Source organism: Bacillus sp. ISL-55 (assembly GCF_018613155.1).
Classification (GTDB): domain Bacteria; phylum Bacillota; class Bacilli; order Bacillales; family Cytobacillaceae; genus Mesobacillus.
The window spans coordinates 80,508-103,977 of record NZ_JAGGQU010000023.1 but is presented as its reverse complement, the minus strand read 5'-3'; the positions used below and the strand labels follow the sequence as shown (position 1 = coordinate 103,977).

Here is a 23,470-nt window from a genome sequence, read left to right as displayed (position 1 = left end):
TAGTATTGATTGTCGAGGTGTGATTTAAACAAAAAATAGACCGGGGAAGTCATTCCCCGGACATTTTATCGTTGTTCTTGCAGATTCTCGTTGTAATAGTTCACTCCGTACATTGCGCCTTCACTGACCATCTTGTTATCTTCAACGTCCATCGGGTCAGGGTTTCCAGCTTTTTGCACAGGAACTACACTTGTCTTCGTTGGCATGACTTTTTCTTTTACCTGTGTTGCCATCTCGGTTAGTTTTGCTTTATTTTCCGGTTTCATTGCCATCCATAAGGCTGCGGCTCCTACACCCATCATGACTGCATTTTTTGCTTTTGCTTGCATATTAATCCCTCCTATAAATGATTAATCTATCGCTTTTGTCTATACTCCTATTTACCCGCTCTATAAAAATAAGAAACATTTTAAAAATGGAAGGTCTGCCAATTTAGTGCGAGTCGTTTCAAGCTGACTGATAAAGGGAAGAGTAATAGTTGAAAAACAACATATGAAAGGGTCTGAGACCATTGATGCATACATTTAATGAAAAAAGGTGGAAATGGTATGATTTCCGGCAAGATGATAGTGAGAAGGTAAAGGAGCTGATCTCAAAAGGACCAAGTTGTGGAGAATGGTTAGAAAAAATAAAAGACCGAAAAGCCAACCTCCTTGATCTGGATACCGAGACTAGAGGAGAGGAATACATTTGGGGCTCACTTATTTATCAACAGGATATTGAGGAGAAAGGCGAGAAAAACATCTTCCATTTTTATATCAGTAGGGACTTCTTAATAACGGTTGGTTTTGACTTTTCCATACTGGATGTCGGGGCAACAGGTGTTCACAAACAGATGGACCAGGCTGAAAATGCAGTTGAAGGGTTTTTTATCCTTTTGGGTAAAATTCTATCAAGCTATCTACTGAAGATTGATGCCTATGAAGAACGTCTTTATGATTTGTTATGGGAAATGAAGGAACAGAATAACCTTGAACTCCTTGAGAAAATTTATGAAAACCGACATGAACTCCTCGTCTGGAAAAATCTAGTTGTTCCGATTGTCGAGCTTAAATTCATCGCAGAAGAGGCATATGGAAAAGGCGTCCAGAAACAGGCCGAATTCCACCGCGTTGAAACCCGTGTAGAGCGGATCAGGATGCTACTGAGAGAATACCAGGAGGCAATCGATACAATGATCAAATTGGAAGAAGTCGTCTCGACCCATCGCGGAAATGAAATCTTTAAGACCCTGACGGTCATGACAATCTTGTTTACGCCGGTAACTGCATGGGGAGCGGTGTGGGGAATGAACTTCAAAGTCATGCCGGAGCTTGAATGGAAATTCGGATATGTATTTGCAGGTGCTTTGATATTTGCAACCACTGCAGGCTTATATTATTATTTGAAGAAAAAAGGCTGGATTGGAGATATCCTCAGGGTGAAAAAGAAGAACAAATTCTTTGGGTAAAGTTTTTCTTGGCTCTACTCATAAAAAAAATCGCCCAAAGTTGGGCGATTTTTTTCTATTCTGCCAATTTTACAAGCATATGTGCCAGTGAATGCTGCTCTTCCTTTGTGCCGACCTTCCAAAGCTCCTGCAGCAGCTGCTCCTCTTTGTTACGCGGTGTTACGTTATCAGCAAGATAATCGGCTACCTTTTCAGCCGTTTTCGCAAGCTGCTCTTCATTAAGTCCAGCTGTTTTGCCAAGCTTAACACGTTTGCTCAGATAAGTCCTGAATTCATTAAAGTCCCCAAGAATCTCATCCGCCTGCTGCGTATCCATTCGATCAAGTGTTTCATCCACCTTGTTAGTATCGACTTCGCCATCTTTATGGATCATATGGTCTTTTTCCATGTAAAAAACCTCCTTGTGAAAGATAGTTATTAAATACCCTGATGCCGGAAACTAGTAAACCTTGAGGAGCACATTCACAGGAACTCTTTGTGTAAAAACCTGCTAAGTTAGATAGTAGACGCAAAAAAGGTGCGGGCCGCTTGGCCTGCACCTTTTTTGCGTCCGACATACGGACGATGGGAGGAGTATTCAGCTGTTACTATTCAAATTGCGCTCCTGGGGTAGATCGATATTAAATGTATCGATTTAAGACCAGCGTGCCTTGAGACAGCAGCGCGAATCTTCCTCCGCTTGCGTAGCCAATGACGTATTCCGAAGTTGTCGTAAAGTCTTTCAACTTAACCAGCCCCTTCATTACTAGTATTGGCCTTGCTCCTATCCTGCGGACGAACTTAGAGGAGTGCTCTGCTCTAGCTATTCAAAAGCATTGTGGCCAATCGATATTAAGTCCATCGATTTAAGACCAGCGTGCCTTGAGACAGCAGCGCAAATCTTCCTCCGTGTGCTAAGCCAATGACATATTCCGAAGTCGCCGTAAAGTTTTGCACCTTAACCAGTCCCTTCTAGTTTTTGTATTGGCCTTGCACTATATATATACCCGGGTGAAATCACTGAAAACTTAATAAACTAAATAAAAAGTTGGTATTTCATCTAAATATTGGAAAATAGTAAAAAGGCAGCCGCTTAGGGCTGCCTTTAGATTAATATTAGTCATTGCTCGATAGAATCCCAAAGAACCGCAGAATATACAGGAAAAGATTGATGAAATCCAGATACAGGTTCAGAGCCATCAAAGGCACTTCTTCTGGACTCACGCCATAATGCTTCATCCTGTTAAAATCAAACAATACATACCCGCTGAAAACGAGGATTCCAATAAAGGAATAAGCCATCATTCCCGTCGAGCTGAGCGGCCAGATCCAGTTAAAGATACTTACCGCAATCAGCGCCAGCAAGGCTGCCATCAGCATGCCGCCAAGGAAGCTCAGGTCACGCTTCGTTTTTGTCGCATAAAGGGCAAGACCAGCGAAAACAACAGTGGTGGCCCCGAGCGCATTAATTACAACATTAGCTCCTGACACCGCGATGTAATGGGCTATCACTGGATACATCGTCATTCCCGAGATAAACGTAAACGCATAAAGAAATGCATAAGAGATGGCTTTCTTTTTTCGTAAAAAGAATACCCCGATCAACATCGCAATCTCAATGATGACGAGCGGAAGGAACAGAGCTGGCGGAACGAAGACTCCGGCCATTGTGCCAATGAAGGCGATTGCCAGGGATAAAGCGAAGGTTCTCATTACCGATGGCATCATGGAGTTATCTGAATAAGCGTACATTAACAGGTCACCTCATAAGTTTATTTGATTATATATACGGGTGACAGGTATCGCCGGTTTCATTCAGTAACGAAAAATTTCAGATATGCTTTTTTTCCTTCAAAAGATCGCGAATTTCCACTAATAGTTCTTCTTTAGCATCAGGTTTAGGCGCTGCTGGTTTGGCTTCGTCTTTTTTACGATAGCGGTTGATGATTCTAATGAAGAAAAATATAGCTAATGCCGTAAGGAAAAAATCCATGACAGACTGTAAGAATGCACCGTATTGTATCCCGTTGTATGTAAGTTTTGAAAAATCAGCTCCCAATGTAGCGAACCCTATGATCGGCATGATGATATCATCGACAAGCGAAGAAACGATTTTTCCGAATGCAGCCCCGATGATGACCCCGACAGCGAGATCTAGCACATTGCCTTTAAAGGCGAATTTCTTGAATTCATTCCACATTCAATCGTACCCCCTAAAATTTATATCTCTTATATTCTGCGAGATTGTGAGGCAAAAAGCAATAGGGCCTGCTCCCATTAGGGAGAGCTGGCCCAAGCTTTTACACAACAAAGGCAGAGGACGATTCCTCTGCCTGTTTAATATTTTATTGCAAATGACTTATAGGTTTCGGTCTTCTCTGTTTCGTTCACTTCAATATGGTCAACAGTGGAGAAAGGATTGCCCCTGCGTACCTCATCAGTGAATTTTTCGAGGTCAGCCCTGGAACCTGAAGCTAGAATTTCAACGCCGCCCTCTTGAAGGTTCTTCACCCAGCCTGTAATCCCAAACTGAATCGCCTTCATTTGAGTATAATACCGATACCCCACACCCTGAACCTCACCAGTCACAATAATTTGTAATTGGATCAAGACGTCGCCCCCAGATAAACAAATAGGTTAACAATATATCTAATGTTTTATGTAATAATTTCTTGGTAACTTCATTATAGCACAGGGATTTAAGGCGCATAAGGGAAAAGGACGTTTTGTAAAAACTATATTAAATAAGTGATTCAGACAGGTTTGATAGGATTATGGATAAAGGTGTCAAAAGGAGTTCGAGATTTTGACAGGTTTGGTGATGAAAGAGCAAAAGCTGTCCGAAGTAGAGGCAGGTTCGGACAGGTTGGAGGATGAAAGAGCAAAAGCTGTCTGAAGTAGAGGCAGGTTCGGACAGGTTGGAGGGTGAAAGAGCAAAAGCTGTCTGAAGCAGAGTCGAGTTCGGACAGGTTGGAGGGTGAAAGAGCAAAAGTTGTCCGAAGTAGAGCCAAGTTCGGACAGGTTGGAGGGTGAAAGAGCAAAAGCTGTCTGAAGTAGAGCCGAGTTCGGACAGGTTGGAGGATGAAAGAGTAAAAGCTGTCCGAAGTAGCGCCAAGTTCGGACAGGTTGGAGGGTGAAAGAGCAAAAGCTGTCTGAAGTAGAGCCGAGTTCGGACAGATTGAAGGGGAATAGCAGAAAAGCTGTCAAAGCAGCTCCGAAATCTAAAAATACTCCCCGCAAAAAAACAGCCGAACAAAATGTCCGGCTGTTTTTGACCATATATCTTACAGCGCCCAGTCTCCATTGCGGAACACTGGCTCAGCAGATCCGTCTGCAGTGATTCCGTCGATGTCCATTTTATCGGAACCGATCATGAAGTCGACGTGGGTGATGCTTTCGTTCAATCCGTTTTCAGCCAATTCTTCTGAAGACATTGTCTTGCCGCCTTCTACGCAGAATGCATATGCACTGCCGATTGCGAAGTGGTTTGATGCGTTTTCATCAAACAAAGTGTTGAAGAACAGCACGTTTGATTGTGAAATTGGCGAGTTGAATGGAACAAGGGCAACTTCACCTAGATAATGTGATCCTTCATCAGTGGCAACAAGCTGCTTGAGGATATCTTCGCCTTCTTCTGCTTCGACGCCGATGATTTTACCATTTTCAAAAGTTAACTTGAAGTTGTCGATGATGTTTCCGCCGTAGCTAAGCGGTTTCGTGCTTGATACATAGCCGTTCACGCCAGTTTTCAACGGTACGGAGAAGACTTCTTCAGTCGGCATGTTTGCCATGAACTCGTTACCTTGCTCGTTCACGCTTCCAGCGCCAACCCAGATGTGCTTTTCAGGAAGCTCGACAGTCAGGTCTGTGCCAGGTGCTTTATAGTGAAGCTTTTTGTATCGCTTGCTGTTCAGGTAATCGACTTTTTCATGAAGGGAAGCGTCATGATCTTTCCATGCTGCGACCGGATCTTCCGTATCCACACGGACTGCCTTGAAAATCGCATCCCAAAGCTTCTGAACAGCTGTTTCAGCTGAATCTTCAGGGAACACCATTTTTGCCCAGCCTTCAGAAGGAACGGCAATGACTGTCCAGCTGACTTTATCAGATTGTATGTATTTACGATATTTTGAAAGCGCCGTTCCAGCAGCTTTCTGGAAGTTTGCAATACGCTCAGACTTCACGCCTTTCAACAAGTCAGGACTTGATGAAACGATTGACATGAATGCCGCGCCGTTTTCAGCCAGAGCCTCGACCTCGCGTGCACGCCATTCAGGGTACTCGGTAAAAGCCTCATCAGGTGCAAGGTCATATTTTGTTCTGTTAACAGTGTCATCATTCCAGTTCACCACGACGTTTTTAGCGCCGGCTTCGTATGCCTTTTTCACAACCACACGGACAAACTCAGCGGAATCAAGCATTGTATTGATGACAAGCGTCTGGTCCTTCTGGATGTTAACGCCAACCTTGACAGCAAGGTCAGCATATTTCTCTAAATTCGTTTTGAAATCACTCATTTATTTCGCCCCTTTTCTGAATCTTCTTTTATATTGTAACGATTTTATAGCAAAAAAGAAACTTAAGACATTCGACTTAACTAGACATTGGGAAAGCTGTCTTTCTGTCTAAAATTGCTAGCCTATCAAACTGGCAACTTAATAGCAGCGTAGGGTAAAATAGAGCGGTATACTAAAGGGGTATAGGGGGATTTTTTTTATGAAATTCGATGTTGTCTTGTTGCGTCTTTCCGCGATTTACGCTTTCGTTGGCGCGTTCATGGGCTCGCATATGGCAGGTGCCGGTGACTATGCAGTTCGTCCTGTCCATGCGCATATCCTGGTCGTCGGCTGGCTGAGTCTGTTTGCATTCTCAAGCTATTACCGTTCATATGAGGTGCCAAAATCTTCAAAACTAGCATTATTCCATGTATGGACTGCAATCATTGGAAGCTTCGGCCTGACCTTGGGCATGTGGCTTTATAACGTGAAGCCATTCCCGCTGCCAGAAACTTTCACAATGGTGTTTTATATCGTCGGCGGTTCGACTTTGCTGCTAAGCTTCCTGCTATTTGTGTTCATGACCTTCAAGTATAGCGATGCGAAGGTAAAATAACAGGAAAAAATCCATGCAGAATCAGGTTCTGCATGGATTTTTTGTGCACAGGGTAATAGATGGACTACTTTTGACTTTTAGCGCAACTTCTTTAACTTATTGGCGGAAATTTAAATATATCGACCACATTCTTGGATATATCGACCAACTTCAAATTTTTCCATCTATATCCGAGCTGCCAACTCCATTACGTTGCTTAAACCCCCGCTGCCTTCCTAGTCTCATACATCCTGAACATCAACCCAAACAGCACCGCGCTTAAAACGGCGAGAATGCTGAGGATGGTGAACGTCCAGCCGTATCCGATCCAGACGGTGAGCGGGATGCTGATCGGGGCGATTGTCCTGCCAATCGTATATCGCAAGGAAGCGGCCGCAAAATACTGGCCGCGCATTTGCTCAGGTGCCAGATTCGAAATGAAGGTTTGCTGTAAACCAGCAGTCATTAGTTCGGCCAATGTGAATACAGCCATCGCTGCAATCAGTCCCCAAATCCAATTTGTCGCACCGAACATCAAAATTGCGATTGCATATATGAGCGAGGACAATACAAACACATTCCGTTCACGGAAGCGGGTCACCCAACGTGTGACAACGACAGTAAAGAGGGCAACCAGCAAGCCGTTTTCAGATAGAATCAAGCCAAAAGCCTGTTCGCCATTGACGGTGAATATCCTGCTGCCGAGTTCGAGCACCGTTTGATTGTGCACCACATCCTTTGTGTAAACAGGGAATAGCAAATCAAGCTGCATAAACGTTTGCGCCGCTAAAATTCCTGCAATGATGAACATGAGGAAAATTTTATCCTGGACGATAACCTTGTAATCGGCAATTTGATCCTTAAGGAAATCATACCATTTCCCATTCTCTGCACGTGCCTGCCTGGCAGAAGCAGGGACCGTCTCGCGCGTCCATTTTGCAAGGACAAGCGCAAGCAGGATGGAGATAACCGCTACTGCGATCATCAATTCAAATCGATATTTTACATAAAAAATCGCACCGAGAATCGGGCCGACAACAACAGCGATATTGATCTGTGTATAAAAAATCGCGAATACACTGCTGCGGTCTTTTTCCGGGACCACGTCCGCGACCATCGCCTGGCTGGCTGGCCAGTAAATGGAGCCGAACATCCCTACGAGTGTAAAGCAGATGAACCCGAGCATCGGTGAGGTGAACCATGGTGAAACCGCGTAGGCAAAAACAAGGAAGGCAATTCCCTGGCCGAAAGCTGAGATCACCATCATCCGTTTGCGCCCGAACCGGTCGGCGGTGTATCCGCCCATCAAATTGGCGAATACCGAAAAGACCTGGGATAAGACGAGCAGAAATCCCGCGTTGCCCTTCCCGAAACTTTCAGCAAAATATATCGTCAAAAACGGGAAAAACATCCAAAATGTTATATTCATTAAAGCTTCGCCAAACAAGCGAATCTTTAAATTTCGATCCCAATCCCTAATCCTCATGATGTTACTCCTTTTATATCTAATTGATGACAACCAACGAATATCATACTACTGTAAAGGAATTTTTTACAAGCGAATCTCCCAACTAGAAATGAAAAAGCGGCACAATGGCCGCTTATGAGTAACATATTCCTAATCCTTATCCTCCATCGCAGCTTTCAGCAAGTCTCCGAGACTGGTGCCGAAGTTTTCCTGGGATGGTGAGTATTTTTCCTTCAACTTGCGCTCCTCACGTTTGGATACGCCTTTTTTCTTTTTATCCTCGGCCTTCTCCACGACATTGCAGCGTCGGCATTGGAAGTATGCGCCCGCTTTGCCGTTATGGATTTCCATCCGTTTGTGGCACTGAGGGCAGCGTCTTTGTGAAAGCTTTGGATCCTTATGCTTGCGGAAGCTGCACTCAGGACTGGAGCAGACGAGGATGCGTCCGTCCTTTGTTTTGCGTTCCTTCATGAACTCGCCGCATTCAGGGCATTTTGAACCTGTCAGGTTATGGGCACGGTAGGTTTTATCGCTCGTCTTGATTTCGGATACAAGGCGGGCCGTCTGTTCACGGATCCGTTTCTTGAAAGCTTTCGGATCGCCTATGCCGCGGGCGATTTCTTCCAGTTCCTTTTCCCATTTCGCTGTCAGTTCAGGGGAAGTCAGTTCATCGTTGACCAGGTCGATGAGCTGCTTGCCTTTTTTGGTCGGGTACAGGCGGCCGTTCTGCCTTTCCACGACCTCTGAAGAAATGATCCGCTCAATGATCTCCGCCCGCGTTGCCGGGGTGCCGAGACCGAACTTCTCCATTTTTGCAAGGATGTCAGACTCAGACAAACGAAGCGGGGGTTCTGTCATTTTTTTATTCATATTAACCTGGCCCACAGAGTAGCTCTTGCCTTTTTCAAGGTGGCCCAAAGATTGTGTGCCGGCCTCATCATCGTCTTTTCCGAGAACCTTTTTAAAACCGAGCTCAAGAATATTCGTTTCCCGAGCTGACAGTGATTCTCCTTCGACATCGAAGTTAGCATGAACCACTTCATACTGATAGGCCGGGTAAAATAAAGCCAGGAACCGGCGGACGATCAAATCGTACAGCTTCCGTTCATCCGGTGACAAATCGGCGAGGTGAAGCCGCTCCTCTGTCGGGATGATTGCATGGTGGTCGGTGACTTTCTCATTATTGAATACCCGGCGGGCCTGGACCTTTCCTTTTAGCGCAAGCGCAGGCTTTGCTTCATCACGGTAGCCGGACATGATTCCATTAAGGCGGTCTGCCATGGTCGCTTCCATATCGGTCGTCAGATAGCGTGAGTCAGTCCTTGGATAGGTGACAAGTTTATGCTGTTCATACAAACCCTGCAGCACATTGGATGTTTTCTTTGCTGAAAAGCCAAAACGCTTATTGGCATCTCGCTGAAGTTCTGTCAGGTCATAGGGCATCGGCTGCGGCTCCGATTTCTGTTTGCGGTCCAGCGATTTCAAAGAAGCTTTCTTATTTGAAAGCTTCTTTTGGATTTGCTCTGCTTTTTCCTGTGAAAAAATCCGTTTTTCGCCTTTATGCTCCCATTCTGCATTCAACGAGCCGACCTTCGCCTGGATGGTCCAGTACTCCTTCGGCACGAACTTGTTGATTTCGTCCTCGCGTTCCAGAACCATCGCGAGTGTTGGTGTCTGGACACGGCCTGCAGATAATGGGTCTTTGAATTTCGTTGTCAAAGCTCTCGAAACATTCAAGCCGATCAGCCAGTCAGCCTCGGCACGGCAGACAGCGGACTCGTACAGGTCTTCAAACTGCTTGCCAGGTTTAAGGTTTTTAAACCCATCCTTGATGGCGCGGTCCGTCTGCGAGGAAATCCACAGTCGCTTGATTGGTTTTTTCCAGTTGATGCGTTGGAGAATCCATCTGGCAACAAGCTCGCCCTCACGCCCGGCATCAGTTGCGATGATGAATTCGCCGACATCCTTGCGTTCAGCCAGATGCTCGATTGCCTTGAACTGATGGCTCGTCTGCTTGATGACCTTCAGACCCATTTTATCCGGGATGATCGGCAGTTCTTCAAGCTTCCATACCTTGTATTTTGGGTCATAATTCTCGGGCATCTTCAATTCAATCAAGTGGCCGAGCGCCCAAGTGACGATATATTGATTACCTTCAAAATAGCTTTTATGAGTTTTATTGCAGCCAAGTACACGCGCAAGCTCACGGGCAACCCTTGGTTTTTCTGCAAGTACTAATGATTTCATGATTGCTCCTTTCAAAACACAACAATTTTACGTATGCTTTACTTAGTATAAAGGAAATAAGAGATTTTTTGTAATGGGGGAGCACATGAGCGACTATATTAAAGAAATCCGCGCACTTATCGGCAGCAGGCCATTCATTCTGGTGGGCTCTGCTGTGCTTGTTTTTAATAGGGAGTATGAAGTTCTGCTGCAGCTAAGGACTGATACTGGCAGGTGGGGAATTCCCGGAGGGGCGATGGAACCTGGCGAAAGCTTTGAGGATACAGCTCGCAGGGAATTGTTTGAGGAAACAGGACTTAATTTAAAAAGGTTGAAATTTATAGAAGTGGTTGCCGGTGAAGAGTACTATTTTAAATACCCAAATGGCGATGAGATTTATAACGCGATCGCTTTGTATGCCTGCGAGGATTGGGAAGGGAAGCTGAAGATGAATGATGGGGAGAGCAAGGAGCTGCGCTTTTTCCCATTAAATAATCTGCCTTCGTTAACAGAAAGGCAAGAGCTGATCATAAACAAGCTAAAAGACAGCGGATTTCTCCCTGAAATCCGGGAAATTAATTTCGAAATTAACATGGAATGTGCTGAGGTGCTGGACCTGCAGAGAAGTTCTTATAAAATCGAAGCATGTCTGATTGGCACAGATGAAATCCCGCCTTTAAAAGAAACATTCGAGCAGCTTCAGGATTGCGGCGAAACCTTTATTGGTTGTTTTATAGAAGGGAGGCTCGCTGGGGCGGTCTCTTTTAAAAAAGAAGGGGAAGTAATCGATATCTATCGTGTGATGGTTCATCCAGACTTTTTCCGCAGAGGAATTGCTCGAAAGCTGATTACTCAATTAGAACAGATTGAACACTCTGAAATGATTGTCTCAACCGGAGCAGCGAACACTCCGGCTGTAAAGCTTTATGGAAAACTCGGCTTCGAACGGCAGGAAGACTCCGTAGTAGGGAACGGACTTGTGCTTGCCAACTTTAAAAAGCAACAGGTTTAAAGTTGTATTAAGAATTGCGGGTTCGAAAAAACGATGTCTATTCAGCTATAGCATGAAAAAAGGTCCTGGCGTTGAGCCAGGACCTTCCTGCATTATTCTTTTACATAAACCGCTGTGCCCGTGGCGATACACATCATCATGCCTTCCCTTAATGTTTCAAAATCAAGGTCGACACCGATTACGGCATTAGCGCCCATTTTGCGAGCCTTGTCTTCCATTTCACGAATCGCGATTTCCCGGCCTTCTGCCAGCTTGTTTTCGTATGCCGAACTCCTGCCTCCGATTACATCAGTAACACTTGCAAGAAAGTCGCGCACCACATTGGCACCCATAATGGCTTCCCCGGAGACTATTCCAAGATATTTCTCAACTTCCTTTCCCTGCAAAGTCGAAGTTGTAGTTACGATCATATGGATTCCTCCTCAAATTTTATATCCGGCTGTTTAAAAAGCTGTGAATAACTACATATACGATTCCCTTAGGAAAAAGTTTCAATCAAAAAAAGAACCCGGCGATTATGCGCCAGGTCCTGCAATATTTTACACTTCGTCTTCCTCTACGCGATTTTTGAACGCTTCCTGGACGACGAGGAATTCCTCATCTTCCTGTGCTTCGGTCTCAGGCCTCTTTGCTTTCAGTGCACCTGAAGGCAGGTCGCCAGGATGGCCTTTTTTCTTGTGGTTGAACTCTTTGCCTCTGCTCATTCATGAACCCTCCTTTCTTGTCCGTTGTAGTTTTTCCAGATGGAACCTGAAATATAAAAAATCACTTGCATATGATTGTAGAGAAGAAATTTTACGAATGAAAGGGATGCTGAAATGGACGATAAATTGTACGCTCAAGATTTGGTTGAGTGCCCGACTGTTTTTTGCGCGACCCGTGATGACCAGGCTCCGCTTTTTACAGCAGATGCGTTGATTAATGGGGACATAAAGAAGATTAACCTCGAGGATTATCGGGGAAAGTGGGTCATTTTATTTTTCTACCCAAGCGATTTTACTTTTGTCTGACCGACAGAATTGGCGGCGGTCGCCGCTGTTTACCCTTATATAAAGGCACTGGGTGCTGAATTGCTGGCAATCAGCACAGACAGCGTATATTCTCATAAGGTTTTTAAGGAGACCTCTCCATCTTTGAAGAATGTTACGTATCCAATGGTAAGCGACAGGACACAGGTGATCAGCCGGGCTTACCGTGTTCTTGATGAAACAACTGGAGCTTCCTTCAGGACATCGGTTTTCATTGATCCAGAGGGCATTATCAAGGCAAAGCTAACCTATCCCGGCAATGTCGGCCGCAACCTTCCTGAGCACGTAAGAATCCTCCAGGCTTTCGAGTATGCCAAGCAAACAGGAAAAGGAGTGCCGGCTAACTGGGTGCCCGGCCAGCAAGGAGTCAGTACAGATCCTTCAAATATCGGGAATATTTGATTGTTCAGGTCCTGTTAAACAGGGCCTTTTTTTTGTCCAGCTGCAGCGCTTGTCGGGGCTGATCAAGGCGCTGACACTGTTTTTGTTTGTCTGTGACCTGCATCACACTCAAAGGATAAAATTGTCACAAATTCTCTACAAAAATCTGCGATATCACTCACAAAGTTTTTTTAAAATAGAATCATGATTATGTTAAAAAATTCACAAACTCAAAATTAGGAGGAACCGAAGATGGAAGAGGTCCTGTTATTAAGTCGGATTCAGTTTGCTGTAACAGTGTTTTATCACTTTTTATTTGTTCCATTAACGATTGGTTTAGTCATTCTCGTCGCCATCATGGAGACAAAGTATGCGCGCACCCTGGACCAGACGTATAAAAGGATGGCGGATTATTGGGGAAAACTGTTCGCCATCAACTTTGTGCTTGGTGTGATTACCGGCATTACGATGGAATTTCAATTTGGCACGAACTGGTCTGAGTACTCAAAGTATATGGGAGATATTTTCGGATCGCCGCTTGCGATAGAAGCACTGGTCGCTTTTTTCCTAGAATCGACCTTTATGGGCATCTGGTTGTTCGGTAAAGATAAGTTTTCACCAAAGCTGCGGGCGATTTCGATTTGGATGGTGGCCCTCGGCACGAATATTTCGGCGCTCTGGATTATCACCGCGAATGGCTTTATGCAAAATCCAGTCGGTTATGTCCTGAATAATGGACGTGTCGAGCTGGAGAGCTTTTCAGAGCTTGTCACCAATCCGTATGCCTGGTATATGTTCGTACATACAGTTGTGAGTGCCTATATTGTCGGGGCATTCTTCATGATGGCAATCAGTGCTTATCATCTGCTTAGGAAAAATGAAACAGCATTTTATAAAAAGTCATTTAAGTATGGTCTCGCAATGGCGCTGTTTTCGGCAACTTTGACGCCATTCATCGGCCACCAGTCCGGTGTGTTCGCAGCTAAAATGCAGCCGGCAAAAGGTGCAGCGATGGAGGCGGTCTGGGAAACACAAAAGGACATGCCGTTCCACCTGATCCAGATTCCCGACCAGGAAAACGAGCGCAATGCTTTTGAGGCCATCAGCATACCGAAACTGGGCAGTTTCTTCTATACAAACTCCTTTGATGGGGAAGTCACTGGTCTGAAAGACATTCCCAAGGATGAACGCCCGAACGTGGAACTGGTCTTTTACGCGTTCAGGGTCATGGTCGCTCTCGGAGTCTTTTTCCTGATGGTCTCCTGGTACGGCTTGTACCTTTACCGGAAAAATAAACTCGAAAACTCACCTCGGTACTTGAAGCTGGTCCTGTATTCTGTACTGCTTCCGTACCTGGCAATCAATGCCGGCTGGATGGTAGCCGAAGCAGGTAGGCAGCCGTGGGTTGTGTACGGATTGATGAAAACATCGGAGGGTGTCTCTCCAATCGCGGTGTCACAAGTGGTATTCTCTTTGGCGGCTCTCGTCATTTTCTATACGGTTCTTCTGATAGCAGATGTTTACTTGATCATCAAATATGCGAAAAAAGGTCCTGAATCAGAGGTTAAATATGGCCTTGAAGGAGGCGTGAAGCATGTCTCATGATACACTTGCAATCATTTGGTTCGGTTTGTGGGGATTGATTTGGACGGTTTATTTTATCCTCGATGGTTACACTCTTGGGACCGGTATGCTGTTTCCGTTCATTGCGAAAAACCGGCAGGAGCGCAACCAGCTCCAGGAGGCAGTTGGACCATTCTGGGGCGGGAATGAGGTATGGCTGATTACGGCTGGGGGAGCGACATTCGCGGCTTTTTCAGCTGTCTATGCCGATATGTTCAGCTTTTTGTACACGCCTTTATTCCTGGTACTCATCGCCTTGTTCATCCGGGCTATAGGACTTGAATTCATGCATAAGGATGACAACCCAATTTGGCAGGCCGCGTGCAAATGGGGCTTTTTCACCGGCAGCTTCTTGATCGCCTTCTTATTCGGGGTGACCTTCGCCAATCTGTATCAGGGATTGTTGATCGGCGCCAATGGCTATGAAGGCAATTTGTTCAGCTTGTTGAACGGCTACGGAATTCTGGGAGGATTGTTGTTTATTTCATTGTTCCTTCTGTCAGGATCTCTTTGGATTCAGCTAAAGACAGCAGGGCAAACGGCGGTGAGAGCATACAGATTTTCAAGGATTTTAGCTGGAGTCACTGCAGCCGTTTTGTCACTGTTTTTTCTGGCAACTGTGAACAGGACACGATTGCTCGACAACTACTCAGAGCACCCAGCCCTGTGGATTGTGCCGATTCTCGCACTGACAGCTATGCTCGCTGCGGCCTACTTTATTTTTAAAAAGAAAATCGGTTATGCCTTTACGGCTGTTTGCGTGACGATTTTTACAAAAATGGCTTTCGGTTTCGTCGGGATGTTTCCGAACATGCTGCCATCCAGAATCGACACTGCCTATAGCATCACCCTTTTCGATGCAGCCGGTAGTAAGCTGAATCTGACCATCATGTTCGTCGTTGCGGTCATCTTCGTGCCAATCATCATAGCCTACCAGTCCTGGAGCTACACGCTTTTCAAGGATAAAATATTAAAGGAAAGCGCAAAAGGATATCAATAATAATGAAAGGCGTCTGGTTAACCAGACGCCTTATTTACCGTACATCTTAATGTTATAAAGCAATAGCTGGAAGATGAAAAACACTGCAGCAGGGATAATAGTATGGAAAGCGATAAATAATGGCTTCCCTTGAATTCTCTCCTGCTCAACTAAGGTCGAAACACTGCTGTCCATGACCACGGCAATCATAACCGCAAGAAGCAGGCTCAGGATTAGCTTCAAACCTCTTCGTGCTGCATCTTTGCCCTCAAGGTAAGTACCGAAGCCTATAACAGTTAATATCCCACATAAAATAAATGACATTGAAGAATCCCTTTCTAATATAGTTACTTAATATATCTTCGTTAAAAAAAAGGAAAAACCTTTAAAGCGTGTAATTCATTTTACGATGGACAAAAGTTAGCTCTAATAGCTGTTTCAAGCAAAGAGTTGGGTCGCTAATAAAAGAGGTTTAATGGACATTTCAAGCGAAGAGCGGGAGCGAAATGTCTAATAAAAGAGGTTTAATAGACATTTCAAGAGAATAGCAAGAGCGAAGTGTCTAATAAAAGAGGTTTAATGGACATTTCAGGCGAAGAGCAGGAGCGAAATGTCTAATAAAAGAGGTTTAATGGACATTTCAAGCGAAGAGCAAGAGCAAAATGTCTAAAAAAAGAGTTTTAATAGACATTTCAAGCAAAGAGCGGGAGCGAAATGTCTAATAAAAGAGTTTTAATAGACATTTCAAGCGAAGAGCAGAAGCGAAATGTCTAATAAAAGAGGTTTAGTGTACATTTCAAGCGAAGAGCAGAAGTGAAATGTCTAATAAGAGTTCCTTACCAGTTAAAAGAGTGAAATAAAAAGCCCTATTAGATGATTAGAACTCTAATAGGGCTTTGTTCCGTAAAGTCGATTATTGATAATCGCTCAGTGTAGGCTGCAACTCTGCAGTAGAACCTGATTTTATCCTAGTTACGCTATTCTCACTCTTTAGATACCGGGCATAGGTTTTGTTCCATTTTATAACCGCTGCAAATGATAATGCGATTGTAACTGCGAGTATTCCCAGAGTTACTGGCCAAAATGCCGGAGATACATAACCGCCGGCGTATGCCAACCCGATTGGGGAGAATACAACATAAAGGATGGCAACGAGCGCTAGCAGGACGACAGATACTGGCAATGTGTACTTCCATGGCACCATGTCGACTGCTGCTTGTGAGCGGAAGGTATATGGTGTCAATCTCGGCTTCCAGAATCCGATTGCGATCATAATGGCGACTTCAACCACGAACAGGATTGCGTAAATGTGGATGAAATGGATCGGGACAACAAAATCGAACAGATGCTGTGTACCCCAAACGAGCATATAATAGGTGATGACATGGAAGATGATCACGACTTTTGCCGCAAGCGACGGGACTCGTTTCGTGAAAATCCCTACCAGCAGAATTACAATAATTGGGATGTTGAAGAAGCCTGTGAATCTTCTGATTAAATCCCATAATCCTTCGGGTGCGTTCATTAATAGTGGTGCAATACACAATGAGACGATCGCAAGAAGTGTACCAGCGATTTTGCTGACGGAAATTAATTTTCGGTCATCTGCATCATGGTTGAAGCGTGCTTTATATATGTCGAGCGCGAACATCGTCGCAGCGCTGTTCAATAATGAATTGAATGAACTTAAGACGGCACCTAGCAGGACGGCCAGGAAGAAACCGGACATCCAGTTCGGCAATACATCAGATATCAATGCAGGGTAGGCGAGATCGACGGACTTCAAGCCATCTCCGTACATATGAAAGGCAATGACACCCGGAATCATCATCGTCAGCGGCACAAGCAGCTTGTAAAAACCAGAGATCAGTACGCCTTTCTGTCCCTCGGCAAGACTTTTTGCTCCAAGGGTTCGCTGGATAACATACTGGTTAGATGCCCAGTAGAAGAGATTAGCGAAAATCATTCCAGTGAATATCGTTCCAAATGGTACAGAATCTTTCTCTGTTCCGATTGAATTCATTTTCTCAGTATTGGTTGTGGCGATTTGCTTCATACCATCCCCGATGTTGCCGTCGCCGAGAGCAATCAAGCCAAGGATCGGTACGAGCAATCCGATGATGATCAAGCCGACTCCATTCAAAGTATCAGAAATTGCAACTGCTTTAAGGCCGCCGAAAATGGCGTAAATCGCACCTATGATACCGATGATCCAAATGACGATCCAGACGGAAGCTTCATAGGAAATCCCGAACAGCTCAGGAACGTTGAAAAGCTGCAATACAGCAAGGGCACCTGAATACAACATTGATGGTGCGGTAACGAGTATGTATCCCAACATGAATAGCAGGACGGTATATTGTCTGACACCTTCATCAAATCGCTTGCTTAAAAACTCAGGTAGCGTGGTAAAGTTCCCGCCTAGATATTTCGGAAGCAGGTAGGTGGCCATAATAATAATCGCGAAAGCGGCGGTTACCTCCCATGCCATGTTGGATAGATTGGTTCTGTAAGCCTGTCCATTCAGGCCGACCAGCTGTTCAGCAGAAAGGTTCGTGAGCAGGAGGGAACCGGCGATAAAAGTGCCCGTCAGGCCCCGACCTGCTAGAAAGTAGCCTGCAGAATCACTGACTTCGCCTTTCGTCTTCCTATAAGAATACCAGGCGACCAGGCCCATGAAAAAAGCGGCTGAAATCAGAGTGAATCCAATACCCCCAATAATCATTCGTTGACACCCCTTGTTGTGAAATTGTTTTACATACTAAATAGCCTGCTTGCCAACTCTTTAAACCTTTAGTGTGATAAAATGTTTGCCATATATTAAAATTAGAAAATATTGGGTCTATGTAATATACTAATAGTAGATATATTGAAATTAATGGACTGGAGTGGTTCAGATGGATTTTTCAATGGTGGTGTCGGAGGATCGGATCAAGCGAGCTTACAAGGACGGAGAGTTTGAAAATTTGCCTGGTTACGGGAAACCGTTAAACCTGGAAGATATGTCGGCCGTGCCAGAGGAACTGAGGATGGCCTACAAGATGCTGAAAAATGCCGGTTTCTCTCCGGAAGAACAGCGGCTAAGGCAGGAAGTGATGTCTATCGAAGACCTGATCCGCAACTGTGAAAATCCAGATGAAAAGAACAGGCTTAACCAGGAGCTAAGCCAGAAGCTTCTTCGGTACAATAAAATCATGTCGAGCCGGGGAGCTAAAACAAATTCCTCCCTGTTTAAAAATTACGAACGGAAAATTGAAAAGAAGCTATTATAAAGTAAAGGGCCAGGCGGAGACATCCAGCCTGGCCCTTCGGTTATTATGGAAGTATAAAGTTCTTCGAATTGTCCAGCACCAGCGCTTGTCGGCGCTTGCACTTTTCTTATTACGCTCCGAGAGTTTTGATTTTTTCTGCTGCAGCTGCTGTTTGGCTTACGTATGCCGCGATTGTCTCGTTATCGTCGTTCAAGGTTTCAATCGTTGCATTCATTTCCTCCAGGCCTGCGGTTGCCTGCTCGATGATGGCAGCTAACTCACGTGTTGATGCTTCGACATCGCCTGTCTGGTTCTTGACATCACTGACAGTTAATTCAAATTGGCCAAATTGGTTAGTCAGCTCACGAAGTGTACCGCTGACTTCTGCGAAGAAACCGGAAACTTCTTCGACTGCGGATCGGCTTTCTGTAAGCTTTTCGCTGCTGTCGTTCATTTTTTCCAGAGCCGAAGAGTTTGTTTCGTTTACAGCAGTAAGGTTTTCGGTAATCTGGATTGCAGTTTCTTTTGTCATTTCCGCCAGCTTGCGGATTTCGTTGGCAACGACTGAGAACCCTTTGCCAGCCTCTCCGGCGCGCGCGGCTTCAATCGAGGCATTGAGGGCAAGCAGATTCGTTTGCTCAGTAATGTTGCGGATGTTGACAATAAAGCCGTTCGTCTCCTCGATTTTCTTCGTGAGCATGGAGAATGTCTGGCTCAGTTCGGAGATCGAAGAAGCAAGCTCTTTCATGTCGCCCTGAAGCTCGTTGATTTTTACAGATCCGCTTTCGGATGCTTTTGCAGCCTGCAAAGTATTGTCAGAGAGCAGTACGGACATATCCGACATTTCATCCATTCTTTGCTTCGTCAGTTCTGCATTCTCCGAGATTTGATTGATTTGTTCCGTCTGTACCTGGCTGCCGGCAGAAATTTCATTAACGGCGATTTTCATTTCTGTCTGAGAAGTAAGGTGTGTCTGAATTTGCTCGTTGATTTTGCTCAGACTCTCCGTTACGACAAGGAGTTCACCATGAAGCAAAGCGCTGTGCTGCTCTTTGCGGACCTTTTCGTTTTCAGAATCAGCAAGGAATGTCTCCAGCGATTTAAAGGCAGCCTTGTTCAAACGGATTAAGACGAACAGAACGACGCCAATCAAGATATAGCAAAGTAAAATCGCTGTGAACGTGCTGCTTAAAAAATCCTGGTTTTCTGTCGCCAGCATGGTATTCATGACAACTGCAACAAGGCCAAGGCTGAATCCGGTAACGAAGATTTTTATATCAAAATGAATGGCTGAAAAGACCGCCAGGAACAGAAGGACGAGCAAAAATGCCCCATTGCCTCCGAACATTCCGATATAAAAGAAGTGATGGATGAAGATCGCAGCAAAAGCGGCATAAGGGAACAATGACTCCTTCTTAAGCCAAAGCTGGAAGATCAGGAAAAACAGTGCAAAAAATGATAATTCACTTACATAAACCAGGGTTTTAATCATTGGTTCTTTTTCGATGAGAGTATATGCAGCTGTCGCAATCAAGGATACCGAATAAGTGCTGAGCATCAAGATGTTTTTCTTTTTCGTATCCTGCCTGCGGAGATTTTGAATAGCCTCCACGTAAAAGCCTCCTTAGACGTTCTTTGTATTCACATTTATTATATCGGCATAAAAAAACTGAATCTTTATTGTTTGCGAAAAATTATTTTTAGTCGCCATCACTTAAGATTTTTTAAAATATGTCGAAATAAAAAGAGATATTATGACAGTTAAAATCTAGAGACACAAATAGAAGTAAAGCAGACAGGGGAGTCGTACATGGATAAGTCGTCGATCATTGGTGTCATATTAGCGATCATTGCGGTAGGAGTCGGGATGGTGTTCAAAGGCGTAAGTGTGACCGCCCTTGCCAATCCAGCAGCGATCTTAATCATAATCGTGGGTACTGTTGCAGCGGTAACAATTGCCTTTCCTGCAAAAGAACTGAAGAAAGTGCCGAAGCTTTTCAAGATTTTATTCAAGGAACAGGAAAGTGCCGACTTACCTTCATTGATCCGTTTATTTTCTGAATGGGCCCAGCTAGCCCGCAAAGAAGGTTTGCTTGCACTTGAAGCGAAGACAAGTGAAATCGATGATGAATTTTTAAAGAATGGTTTATCGCTTGCCGTGGATGGCCAGAGTGCAGACTACATCAGGGACGTTTTAACAGAAGAAGTTGAAGCAATGGAAGAACGCCATCTTTCCGGAGCGGCCATTTTTACCCAGGCTGGCACTTATGCTCCGACACTAGGGGTTCTTGGAGCGGTAGTTGGTTTGATTGCGGCGCTAAGTCATATGGACAATACCGACGAGTTAGGTAAAGCAATCAGTGCGGCATTCGTTGCGACATTGTTGGGGATTTTCACTGGTTATGTTTTATGGCATCCATTCGCCAATAAATTGAAGAGGAAATCAAAGCAAGAAGCACAAGTAAAATACATGATGATAGAAGGAATCCTCTCAATCCTTGAAGGGGAAGCACCAAGAGTGATTGAACAGAAACTTGCTTCCTATTTGCCTGCAGGCGAAAGGAAATTGATCCTTGAGGAAAGCAGCGTGGCGAAGGATGAGTAGGAAAAGGAAGAAAAAGCATCACGAAGAGCATATGGATGAGTCCTGGCTGATACCGTATGCGGATCTTCTTACACTCCTGCTTGCACTATTCATCGTTCTATTTGCGATGAGTTCCGTTGATGCCGTCAAATTCCAGCAGCTCTCAAAGGCATTCAATGATGTATTTGCCGGAGGGACAGGGGTGTTCGAGTTCCAGAGCCCGATGCCCGAAGGACAGATGGAATCACCGGATGAACGCAAGGAAGATGTCGAAAAGAATGACGAGGAGAAGACCGATGTTGCCAAGGATCAAATGGAGCTTTTGGCCATTCAGCAGAAGGTCAATTCTTATATAGAAGAAAAAAAGCTGACAGATAAACTGGAGACAAAGCTGACGGATGAGGGTCTGCTGCTGACGATTCGTGACAATGTCCTGTTTGAATCAGGCAGGGCGGAGGTGCGCTCAACCGATGTGAATATCGCCAATGAGATTGCGGACTTGCTGGTCATGGAGCCGCCGCGGAATATCATTATCAGCGGTCACACGGATAATGTACCAATCAGGACCGCGAGATATGAATCGAACTGGGAACTCAGCGTAATGCGTGCTGTCGAATTCATGAAAATTATTTTAAAAAATGAACAGCTTGACCCGCGCTGGTTCAGCGCCAAGGGCTTTGGTGAATTCCAGCCAGTGGCTACGAACGATACCGCCGAAGGCAAAGCAAGGAACCGTCGCGTAGAGATTTTAATCCTTCCCCGGACAAGCAATAATCCTGGACAATAAAACGAAGAACCGCTGCCAAGTTATATGGCGGCGGTTTTTATTTTATTAAGGGTATTTTCATAATTTTGGATATTTGCTATGATTTAGGAATCCAAATTACGAGGTAGAAAGAAATGAATAAACTTAAAAACTATTACCGACAATTCCATCCGATTGTATGGGTACTGCTGAGCGGAACAGTTCTCGCAAGGGGTTCAGCGTTCGCAACGCTGCCATTCCTGGCTATCTATCTTTCTAGGAATCTTGATTTACACCCTGTACTTATCGGTATTACAATTGGAATCAGTCCATTATCGGGAGTCATTGGCGGCTTCCTGGGCGGCCATTTATCTGATAGGTTCGGCCGCAAACCGGTTATGATTGGTTCATTGTTTTCGATGTCGCTCGTCTATTTCGGTTTTATGATCGCGGAAACTCCAGGATGGTTCATTGTACTAAATGCGTTAAATGGCTTGAGCGGGTCATTTTTCGAACCGACTGGCCAGGCACTCATTGCTGATCTGACGGAAAAGAGCAAGCGGATGAGAGCATTCTCTCTAAGGTACACGGCAATCAATATCGGAGCGTCGGTCGGTCCGCTGCTCGGTGCCTATCTTGCAGTGGTTTCAGCGAAATCAGCTTTCATGGTAACAGGAATCATGTATTTCATTTACGTACTGATTCTGGCACTGATGATGAAAAAATACAATTTGGGGAATCCAGCGAGCGAAAATGCCTCTAAAGTAACAATTGCCAGCTCCTTGAAGATCATTGGCAAGGATAAGGCGTTAAGGTATTTGATTTTAGGAACAATCATCATTAACTTTGGTTATTCCCAGATGGAATCGAATGTCCCGCAGTATCTGGAATCAACAATTGCGAACGGTGTATTCGTCTATTCAGTGATGCTCTCTATTAATGCAGTGATGGTGGTTCTGCTGCAGATGCCGATCAGCCACATTGCAGAAAGGTTCAAGACGATGCAGGTGATGATGGCAGGCGCAGTCTTCCTGTCAGTGGGCATGCTGACATTCGGGTTTGTGACAGGATGGTATACGGGCATACTGGCCATTGTTTTCATCACAATAGGCGAAATCCTGATCTTTCCCTCAAGCAGTTATCTCGTCGATCAGCTCGCAACGGATGAACTGCGGGGTACCTATTTCGGAGCCGCGCAGTTCCGGAGAATTGGCCATTTTCTCGGTCCGATTGCAGGAGGTTATTTATTGAGTGAAGCAGGAGGAACCGTTTTGTTCTCGTTCATTGCCTTGGTGGTGCTCGGAAGTATCATCTTTTTCATTCAGGGGAACAAGATATTTATAAAAACATCGCCCACAGTGGTAAAAAGCTAATAAAAGAGCAAGATTCCAGGGGGAATCTTGCTCTTTTTGTGTATGTAAGGCCGCATAGCAGATTGGCATTCGCGAAAAATAAAAAGGAAACCGGCAATGTTTACTCGGCTTCCTGCTCTGTTGTATCTGGCTGGCACATTTTATCGACAGCAAAGCCGATTACAAGCATCATGGCAATCGGAATGGAGAAGTTTAAAATATGAACAAATGTCATGTCCAAGTCCTCCCTTAACCCTTAGTAAGGTTTACATATTATTAATATTATATTGTATTTGTCACA

The 23,470-nt window shown here is 44.8% G+C and carries 23 protein-coding genes and 1 pseudogene; 11 read left to right on the top strand and 13 right to left on the bottom strand.

All coding sequences use genetic code 11. The features are described from left to right. Nucleotides 1-65: 65 nt before the first annotated feature. A complete protein-coding gene (locus J7E32_RS12990; protein WP_214907923.1) occupies nt 66-329 on the bottom strand; it encodes a hypothetical protein in 264 nt (87 codons plus the stop codon). A 185-nt stretch (nt 330-514) separates the two neighbouring features. On the opposite strand from J7E32_RS12990, the gene J7E32_RS12985 reads away from it, so the two are divergent. Beyond that, nucleotides 515-1,450, top strand: a complete 936-nt coding sequence (locus tag J7E32_RS12985) for a magnesium transporter CorA family protein (protein ID WP_286183189.1) — start codon at nt 515-517, stop codon at nt 1,448-1,450. Nucleotides 1,451-1,505: 55 nt separating this feature from the next. Here the strand turns inward: J7E32_RS12985 and J7E32_RS12980 are convergent, their stop codons facing one another. The 5 genes from J7E32_RS12980 to J7E32_RS12960 all read right to left on the bottom strand — a co-directional run bounded on the left by J7E32_RS12980 (nt 1,506) and on the right by J7E32_RS12960 (nt 5,946). Then, entirely contained in the window at nt 1,506-1,838 is a 333-nt protein-coding gene (locus J7E32_RS12980; RefSeq protein ID WP_214907919.1) for a DUF3243 domain-containing protein, read from the bottom strand. Nucleotides 1,839-2,545: 707 nt separating this feature from the next. Next, nucleotides 2,546-3,181 carry a Bax inhibitor-1/YccA family protein gene (locus J7E32_RS12975; RefSeq protein ID WP_214907917.1) on the bottom strand — a complete coding sequence of 212 codons (636 nt, stop codon included), beginning with the start codon at nt 3,179-3,181 and terminating at the stop codon, nt 2,546-2,548. A 79-nt stretch (nt 3,182-3,260) separates the two neighbouring features. Next, entirely contained in the window at nt 3,261-3,629 is a 369-nt protein-coding gene (mscL, locus tag J7E32_RS12970) for a large-conductance mechanosensitive channel protein MscL (protein WP_214907914.1), read from the bottom strand. Between the two features lie 137 nt (nt 3,630-3,766). Then, nucleotides 3,767-4,039, bottom strand: a complete 273-nt coding sequence (locus J7E32_RS12965; RefSeq protein WP_041964456.1) for an acylphosphatase — start codon at nt 4,037-4,039, stop codon at nt 3,767-3,769. A gap of 674 nt (nt 4,040-4,713) precedes the next feature. After that, entirely contained in the window at nt 4,714-5,946 is a 1,233-nt protein-coding gene (locus tag J7E32_RS12960; RefSeq protein ID WP_214907913.1) for an aminopeptidase, read from the bottom strand. Between the two features lie 199 nt (nt 5,947-6,145). Between J7E32_RS12960 and J7E32_RS12955 the strand changes: the two genes are divergently transcribed. After that, nucleotides 6,146-6,541, top strand: a complete 396-nt coding sequence (locus J7E32_RS12955; protein ID WP_214907911.1) for a hypothetical protein — start codon at nt 6,146-6,148, stop codon at nt 6,539-6,541. A 196-nt stretch (nt 6,542-6,737) separates the two neighbouring features. On the opposite strand, the gene J7E32_RS12950 is transcribed toward J7E32_RS12955, so the two are convergent. Both J7E32_RS12950 and J7E32_RS12945 read right to left on the bottom strand, forming a co-directional pair. Further along, entirely contained in the window at nt 6,738-8,006 is a 1,269-nt protein-coding gene (locus J7E32_RS12950; RefSeq protein ID WP_214907908.1) for an MDR family MFS transporter, read from the bottom strand. A gap of 132 nt (nt 8,007-8,138) precedes the next feature. Next, a complete protein-coding gene (locus tag J7E32_RS12945) occupies nt 8,139-10,235 on the bottom strand; it encodes a DNA topoisomerase III (protein WP_214907906.1) in 2,097 nt (698 codons plus the stop codon). An 85-nt stretch (nt 10,236-10,320) separates the two neighbouring features. Between J7E32_RS12945 and J7E32_RS22925 the strand changes: the two are divergent. Together J7E32_RS22925 and J7E32_RS22920 are read left to right on the top strand one after the other, a co-directional pair. Continuing rightward, a pseudogene (locus J7E32_RS22925) lies at nt 10,321-10,752 on the top strand (NUDIX hydrolase); the annotation flags it as partial. 54 nt (nt 10,753-10,806) lie between these two features. Further along, a complete protein-coding gene (locus J7E32_RS22920; protein ID WP_286183187.1) occupies nt 10,807-11,226 on the top strand; it encodes a GNAT family N-acetyltransferase in 420 nt (139 codons plus the stop codon). 92 nt (nt 11,227-11,318) lie between these two features. Here J7E32_RS22920 and J7E32_RS12935 read toward each other — a convergent pair whose 3' ends face one another. Then, nucleotides 11,319-11,636, bottom strand: a complete 318-nt coding sequence (locus J7E32_RS12935; RefSeq protein ID WP_214907901.1) for a YbjQ family protein — start codon at nt 11,634-11,636, stop codon at nt 11,319-11,321. Nucleotides 11,637-11,765: 129 nt separating this feature from the next. Then, nucleotides 11,766-11,930 (bottom strand): hypothetical protein, encoded by a 165-nt coding sequence (locus tag J7E32_RS12930; RefSeq protein ID WP_023625746.1) that lies wholly within the window; start codon nt 11,928-11,930, stop codon nt 11,766-11,768. A 114-nt stretch (nt 11,931-12,044) separates the two neighbouring features. On the opposite strand from J7E32_RS12930, the gene J7E32_RS12920 reads away from it, so the two are divergent. The 3 genes from J7E32_RS12920 to cydB all read left to right on the top strand — a co-directional run bounded on the left by J7E32_RS12920 (nt 12,045) and on the right by cydB (nt 15,258). Then, nucleotides 12,045-12,656: a peroxiredoxin gene (locus J7E32_RS12920; RefSeq protein ID WP_286183169.1), complete on the top strand. Its 612-nt coding sequence runs from the start codon at nt 12,045-12,047 to the stop codon at nt 12,654-12,656. 231 nt (nt 12,657-12,887) lie between these two features. Next, nucleotides 12,888-14,240 carry a cytochrome ubiquinol oxidase subunit I gene (locus J7E32_RS12915; protein ID WP_214907894.1) on the top strand — a complete coding sequence of 451 codons (1,353 nt, stop codon included), beginning with the start codon at nt 12,888-12,890 and terminating at the stop codon, nt 14,238-14,240. Then, entirely contained in the window at nt 14,230-15,258 is a 1,029-nt protein-coding gene (gene cydB / locus J7E32_RS12910; RefSeq protein ID WP_214907892.1) for a cytochrome d ubiquinol oxidase subunit II, read from the top strand. Before J7E32_RS12915 ends, cydB begins: the two co-directional genes overlap by 11 nt. 30 nt (nt 15,259-15,288) lie before the next feature. Here the strand turns inward: cydB and J7E32_RS12905 are convergent, their stop codons facing one another. Both J7E32_RS12905 and J7E32_RS12900 read right to left on the bottom strand, forming a co-directional pair. Beyond that, nucleotides 15,289-15,561, bottom strand: coding sequence for a hypothetical protein (locus J7E32_RS12905; RefSeq protein ID WP_214907890.1), 273 nt, complete (start codon nt 15,559-15,561; stop codon nt 15,289-15,291). Between the two features lie 589 nt (nt 15,562-16,150). Beyond that, nucleotides 16,151-17,962: a solute:sodium symporter family transporter gene (locus J7E32_RS12900; RefSeq protein ID WP_214907888.1), complete on the bottom strand. Its 1,812-nt coding sequence runs from the start codon at nt 17,960-17,962 to the stop codon at nt 16,151-16,153. A 172-nt stretch (nt 17,963-18,134) separates the two neighbouring features. On the opposite strand from J7E32_RS12900, the gene J7E32_RS12895 reads away from it, so the two are divergent. Next, nucleotides 18,135-18,509 carry a DnaJ family domain-containing protein gene (locus J7E32_RS12895; RefSeq protein ID WP_214907886.1) on the top strand — a complete coding sequence of 125 codons (375 nt, stop codon included), beginning with the start codon at nt 18,135-18,137 and terminating at the stop codon, nt 18,507-18,509. A gap of 109 nt (nt 18,510-18,618) precedes the next feature. Here the strand turns inward: J7E32_RS12895 and J7E32_RS23330 are convergent, their stop codons facing one another. Then, nucleotides 18,619-19,323 carry a methyl-accepting chemotaxis protein gene (locus J7E32_RS23330; RefSeq protein WP_286183185.1) on the bottom strand — a complete coding sequence of 235 codons (705 nt, stop codon included), beginning with the start codon at nt 19,321-19,323 and terminating at the stop codon, nt 18,619-18,621. A gap of 975 nt (nt 19,324-20,298) precedes the next feature. Here J7E32_RS23330 and motA point away from each other — a divergent pair. The 3 genes from motA to J7E32_RS12875 all read left to right on the top strand — a co-directional run bounded on the left by motA (nt 20,299) and on the right by J7E32_RS12875 (nt 23,190). Further along, nucleotides 20,299-21,093, top strand: a complete 795-nt coding sequence (gene motA, locus J7E32_RS12885) for a flagellar motor stator protein MotA (protein ID WP_214907884.1) — start codon at nt 20,299-20,301, stop codon at nt 21,091-21,093. Beyond that, the gene (motB, locus tag J7E32_RS12880; protein ID WP_214907883.1) at nt 21,086-21,859 is read left to right on the top strand and encodes a flagellar motor protein MotB; all 774 of its coding nucleotides are present in this window, start codon (nt 21,086-21,088) and stop codon (nt 21,857-21,859) included. Before motA ends, motB begins: the two co-directional genes overlap by 8 nt. 113 nt (nt 21,860-21,972) lie before the next feature. Then, complete coding sequence (locus J7E32_RS12875) at nt 21,973-23,190, top strand: MDR family MFS transporter (RefSeq protein WP_214907882.1); 1,218 nt, start codon at nt 21,973-21,975, stop codon at nt 23,188-23,190. Nucleotides 23,191-23,470 lie beyond the last annotated feature (280 nt).

Bases quoted from the DNA above. Each gene is read 5' to 3' on its own strand.
- cydB (WP_214907892.1), top strand. From the start codon at position 14,230: ATGTCTCATGATACACTTGCAATCATTTGGTTCGGTTTGTGGGGATTG.
- motB (WP_214907883.1), top strand. From the start codon at position 21,086: ATGAGTAGGAAAAGGAAGAAAAAGCATCACGAAGAGCATATGGATGAG.
- J7E32_RS12960 (WP_214907913.1), bottom strand. From the start codon at position 5,946: ATGAGTGATTTCAAAACGAATTTAGAGAAATATGCTGACCTTGCTGTC.
- motA (WP_214907884.1), top strand. From the start codon at position 20,299: ATGGATAAGTCGTCGATCATTGGTGTCATATTAGCGATCATTGCGGTA.
- J7E32_RS22920 (WP_286183187.1), top strand. From the start codon at position 10,807: ATGGAATGTGCTGAGGTGCTGGACCTGCAGAGAAGTTCTTATAAAATC.
- J7E32_RS12955 (WP_214907911.1), top strand. From the start codon at position 6,146: ATGAAATTCGATGTTGTCTTGTTGCGTCTTTCCGCGATTTACGCTTTC.
- mscL (WP_214907914.1), bottom strand. From the start codon at position 3,629: ATGTGGAATGAATTCAAGAAATTCGCCTTTAAAGGCAATGTGCTAGAT.
- J7E32_RS12975 (WP_214907917.1), bottom strand. From the start codon at position 3,181: ATGTACGCTTATTCAGATAACTCCATGATGCCATCGGTAATGAGAACC.
- J7E32_RS12990 (WP_214907923.1), bottom strand. From the start codon at position 329: ATGCAAGCAAAAGCAAAAAATGCAGTCATGATGGGTGTAGGAGCCGCA.
- J7E32_RS12945 (WP_214907906.1), bottom strand. From the start codon at position 10,235: ATGAAATCATTAGTACTTGCAGAAAAACCAAGGGTTGCCCGTGAGCTT.
- J7E32_RS12980 (WP_214907919.1), bottom strand. From the start codon at position 1,838: ATGGAAAAAGACCATATGATCCATAAAGATGGCGAAGTCGATACTAAC.
- J7E32_RS23330 (WP_286183185.1), bottom strand. From the start codon at position 19,323: ATGTCCGTACTGCTCTCTGACAATACTTTGCAGGCTGCAAAAGCATCC.
- J7E32_RS12950 (WP_214907908.1), bottom strand. From the start codon at position 8,006: ATGAGGATTAGGGATTGGGATCGAAATTTAAAGATTCGCTTGTTTGGC.
- J7E32_RS12930 (WP_023625746.1), bottom strand. From the start codon at position 11,930: ATGAGCAGAGGCAAAGAGTTCAACCACAAGAAAAAAGGCCATCCTGGC.
- J7E32_RS12935 (WP_214907901.1), bottom strand. From the start codon at position 11,636: ATGATCGTAACTACAACTTCGACTTTGCAGGGAAAGGAAGTTGAGAAA.
- J7E32_RS12985 (WP_286183189.1), top strand. From the start codon at position 515: ATGCATACATTTAATGAAAAAAGGTGGAAATGGTATGATTTCCGGCAA.
- J7E32_RS12915 (WP_214907894.1), top strand. From the start codon at position 12,888: ATGGAAGAGGTCCTGTTATTAAGTCGGATTCAGTTTGCTGTAACAGTG.
- J7E32_RS12900 (WP_214907888.1), bottom strand. From the start codon at position 17,962: ATGATTATTGGGGGTATTGGATTCACTCTGATTTCAGCCGCTTTTTTC.
- J7E32_RS12895 (WP_214907886.1), top strand. From the start codon at position 18,135: ATGGATTTTTCAATGGTGGTGTCGGAGGATCGGATCAAGCGAGCTTAC.
- J7E32_RS12875 (WP_214907882.1), top strand. From the start codon at position 21,973: ATGAATAAACTTAAAAACTATTACCGACAATTCCATCCGATTGTATGG.
- J7E32_RS12905 (WP_214907890.1), bottom strand. From the start codon at position 15,561: ATGTCATTTATTTTATGTGGGATATTAACTGTTATAGGCTTCGGTACT.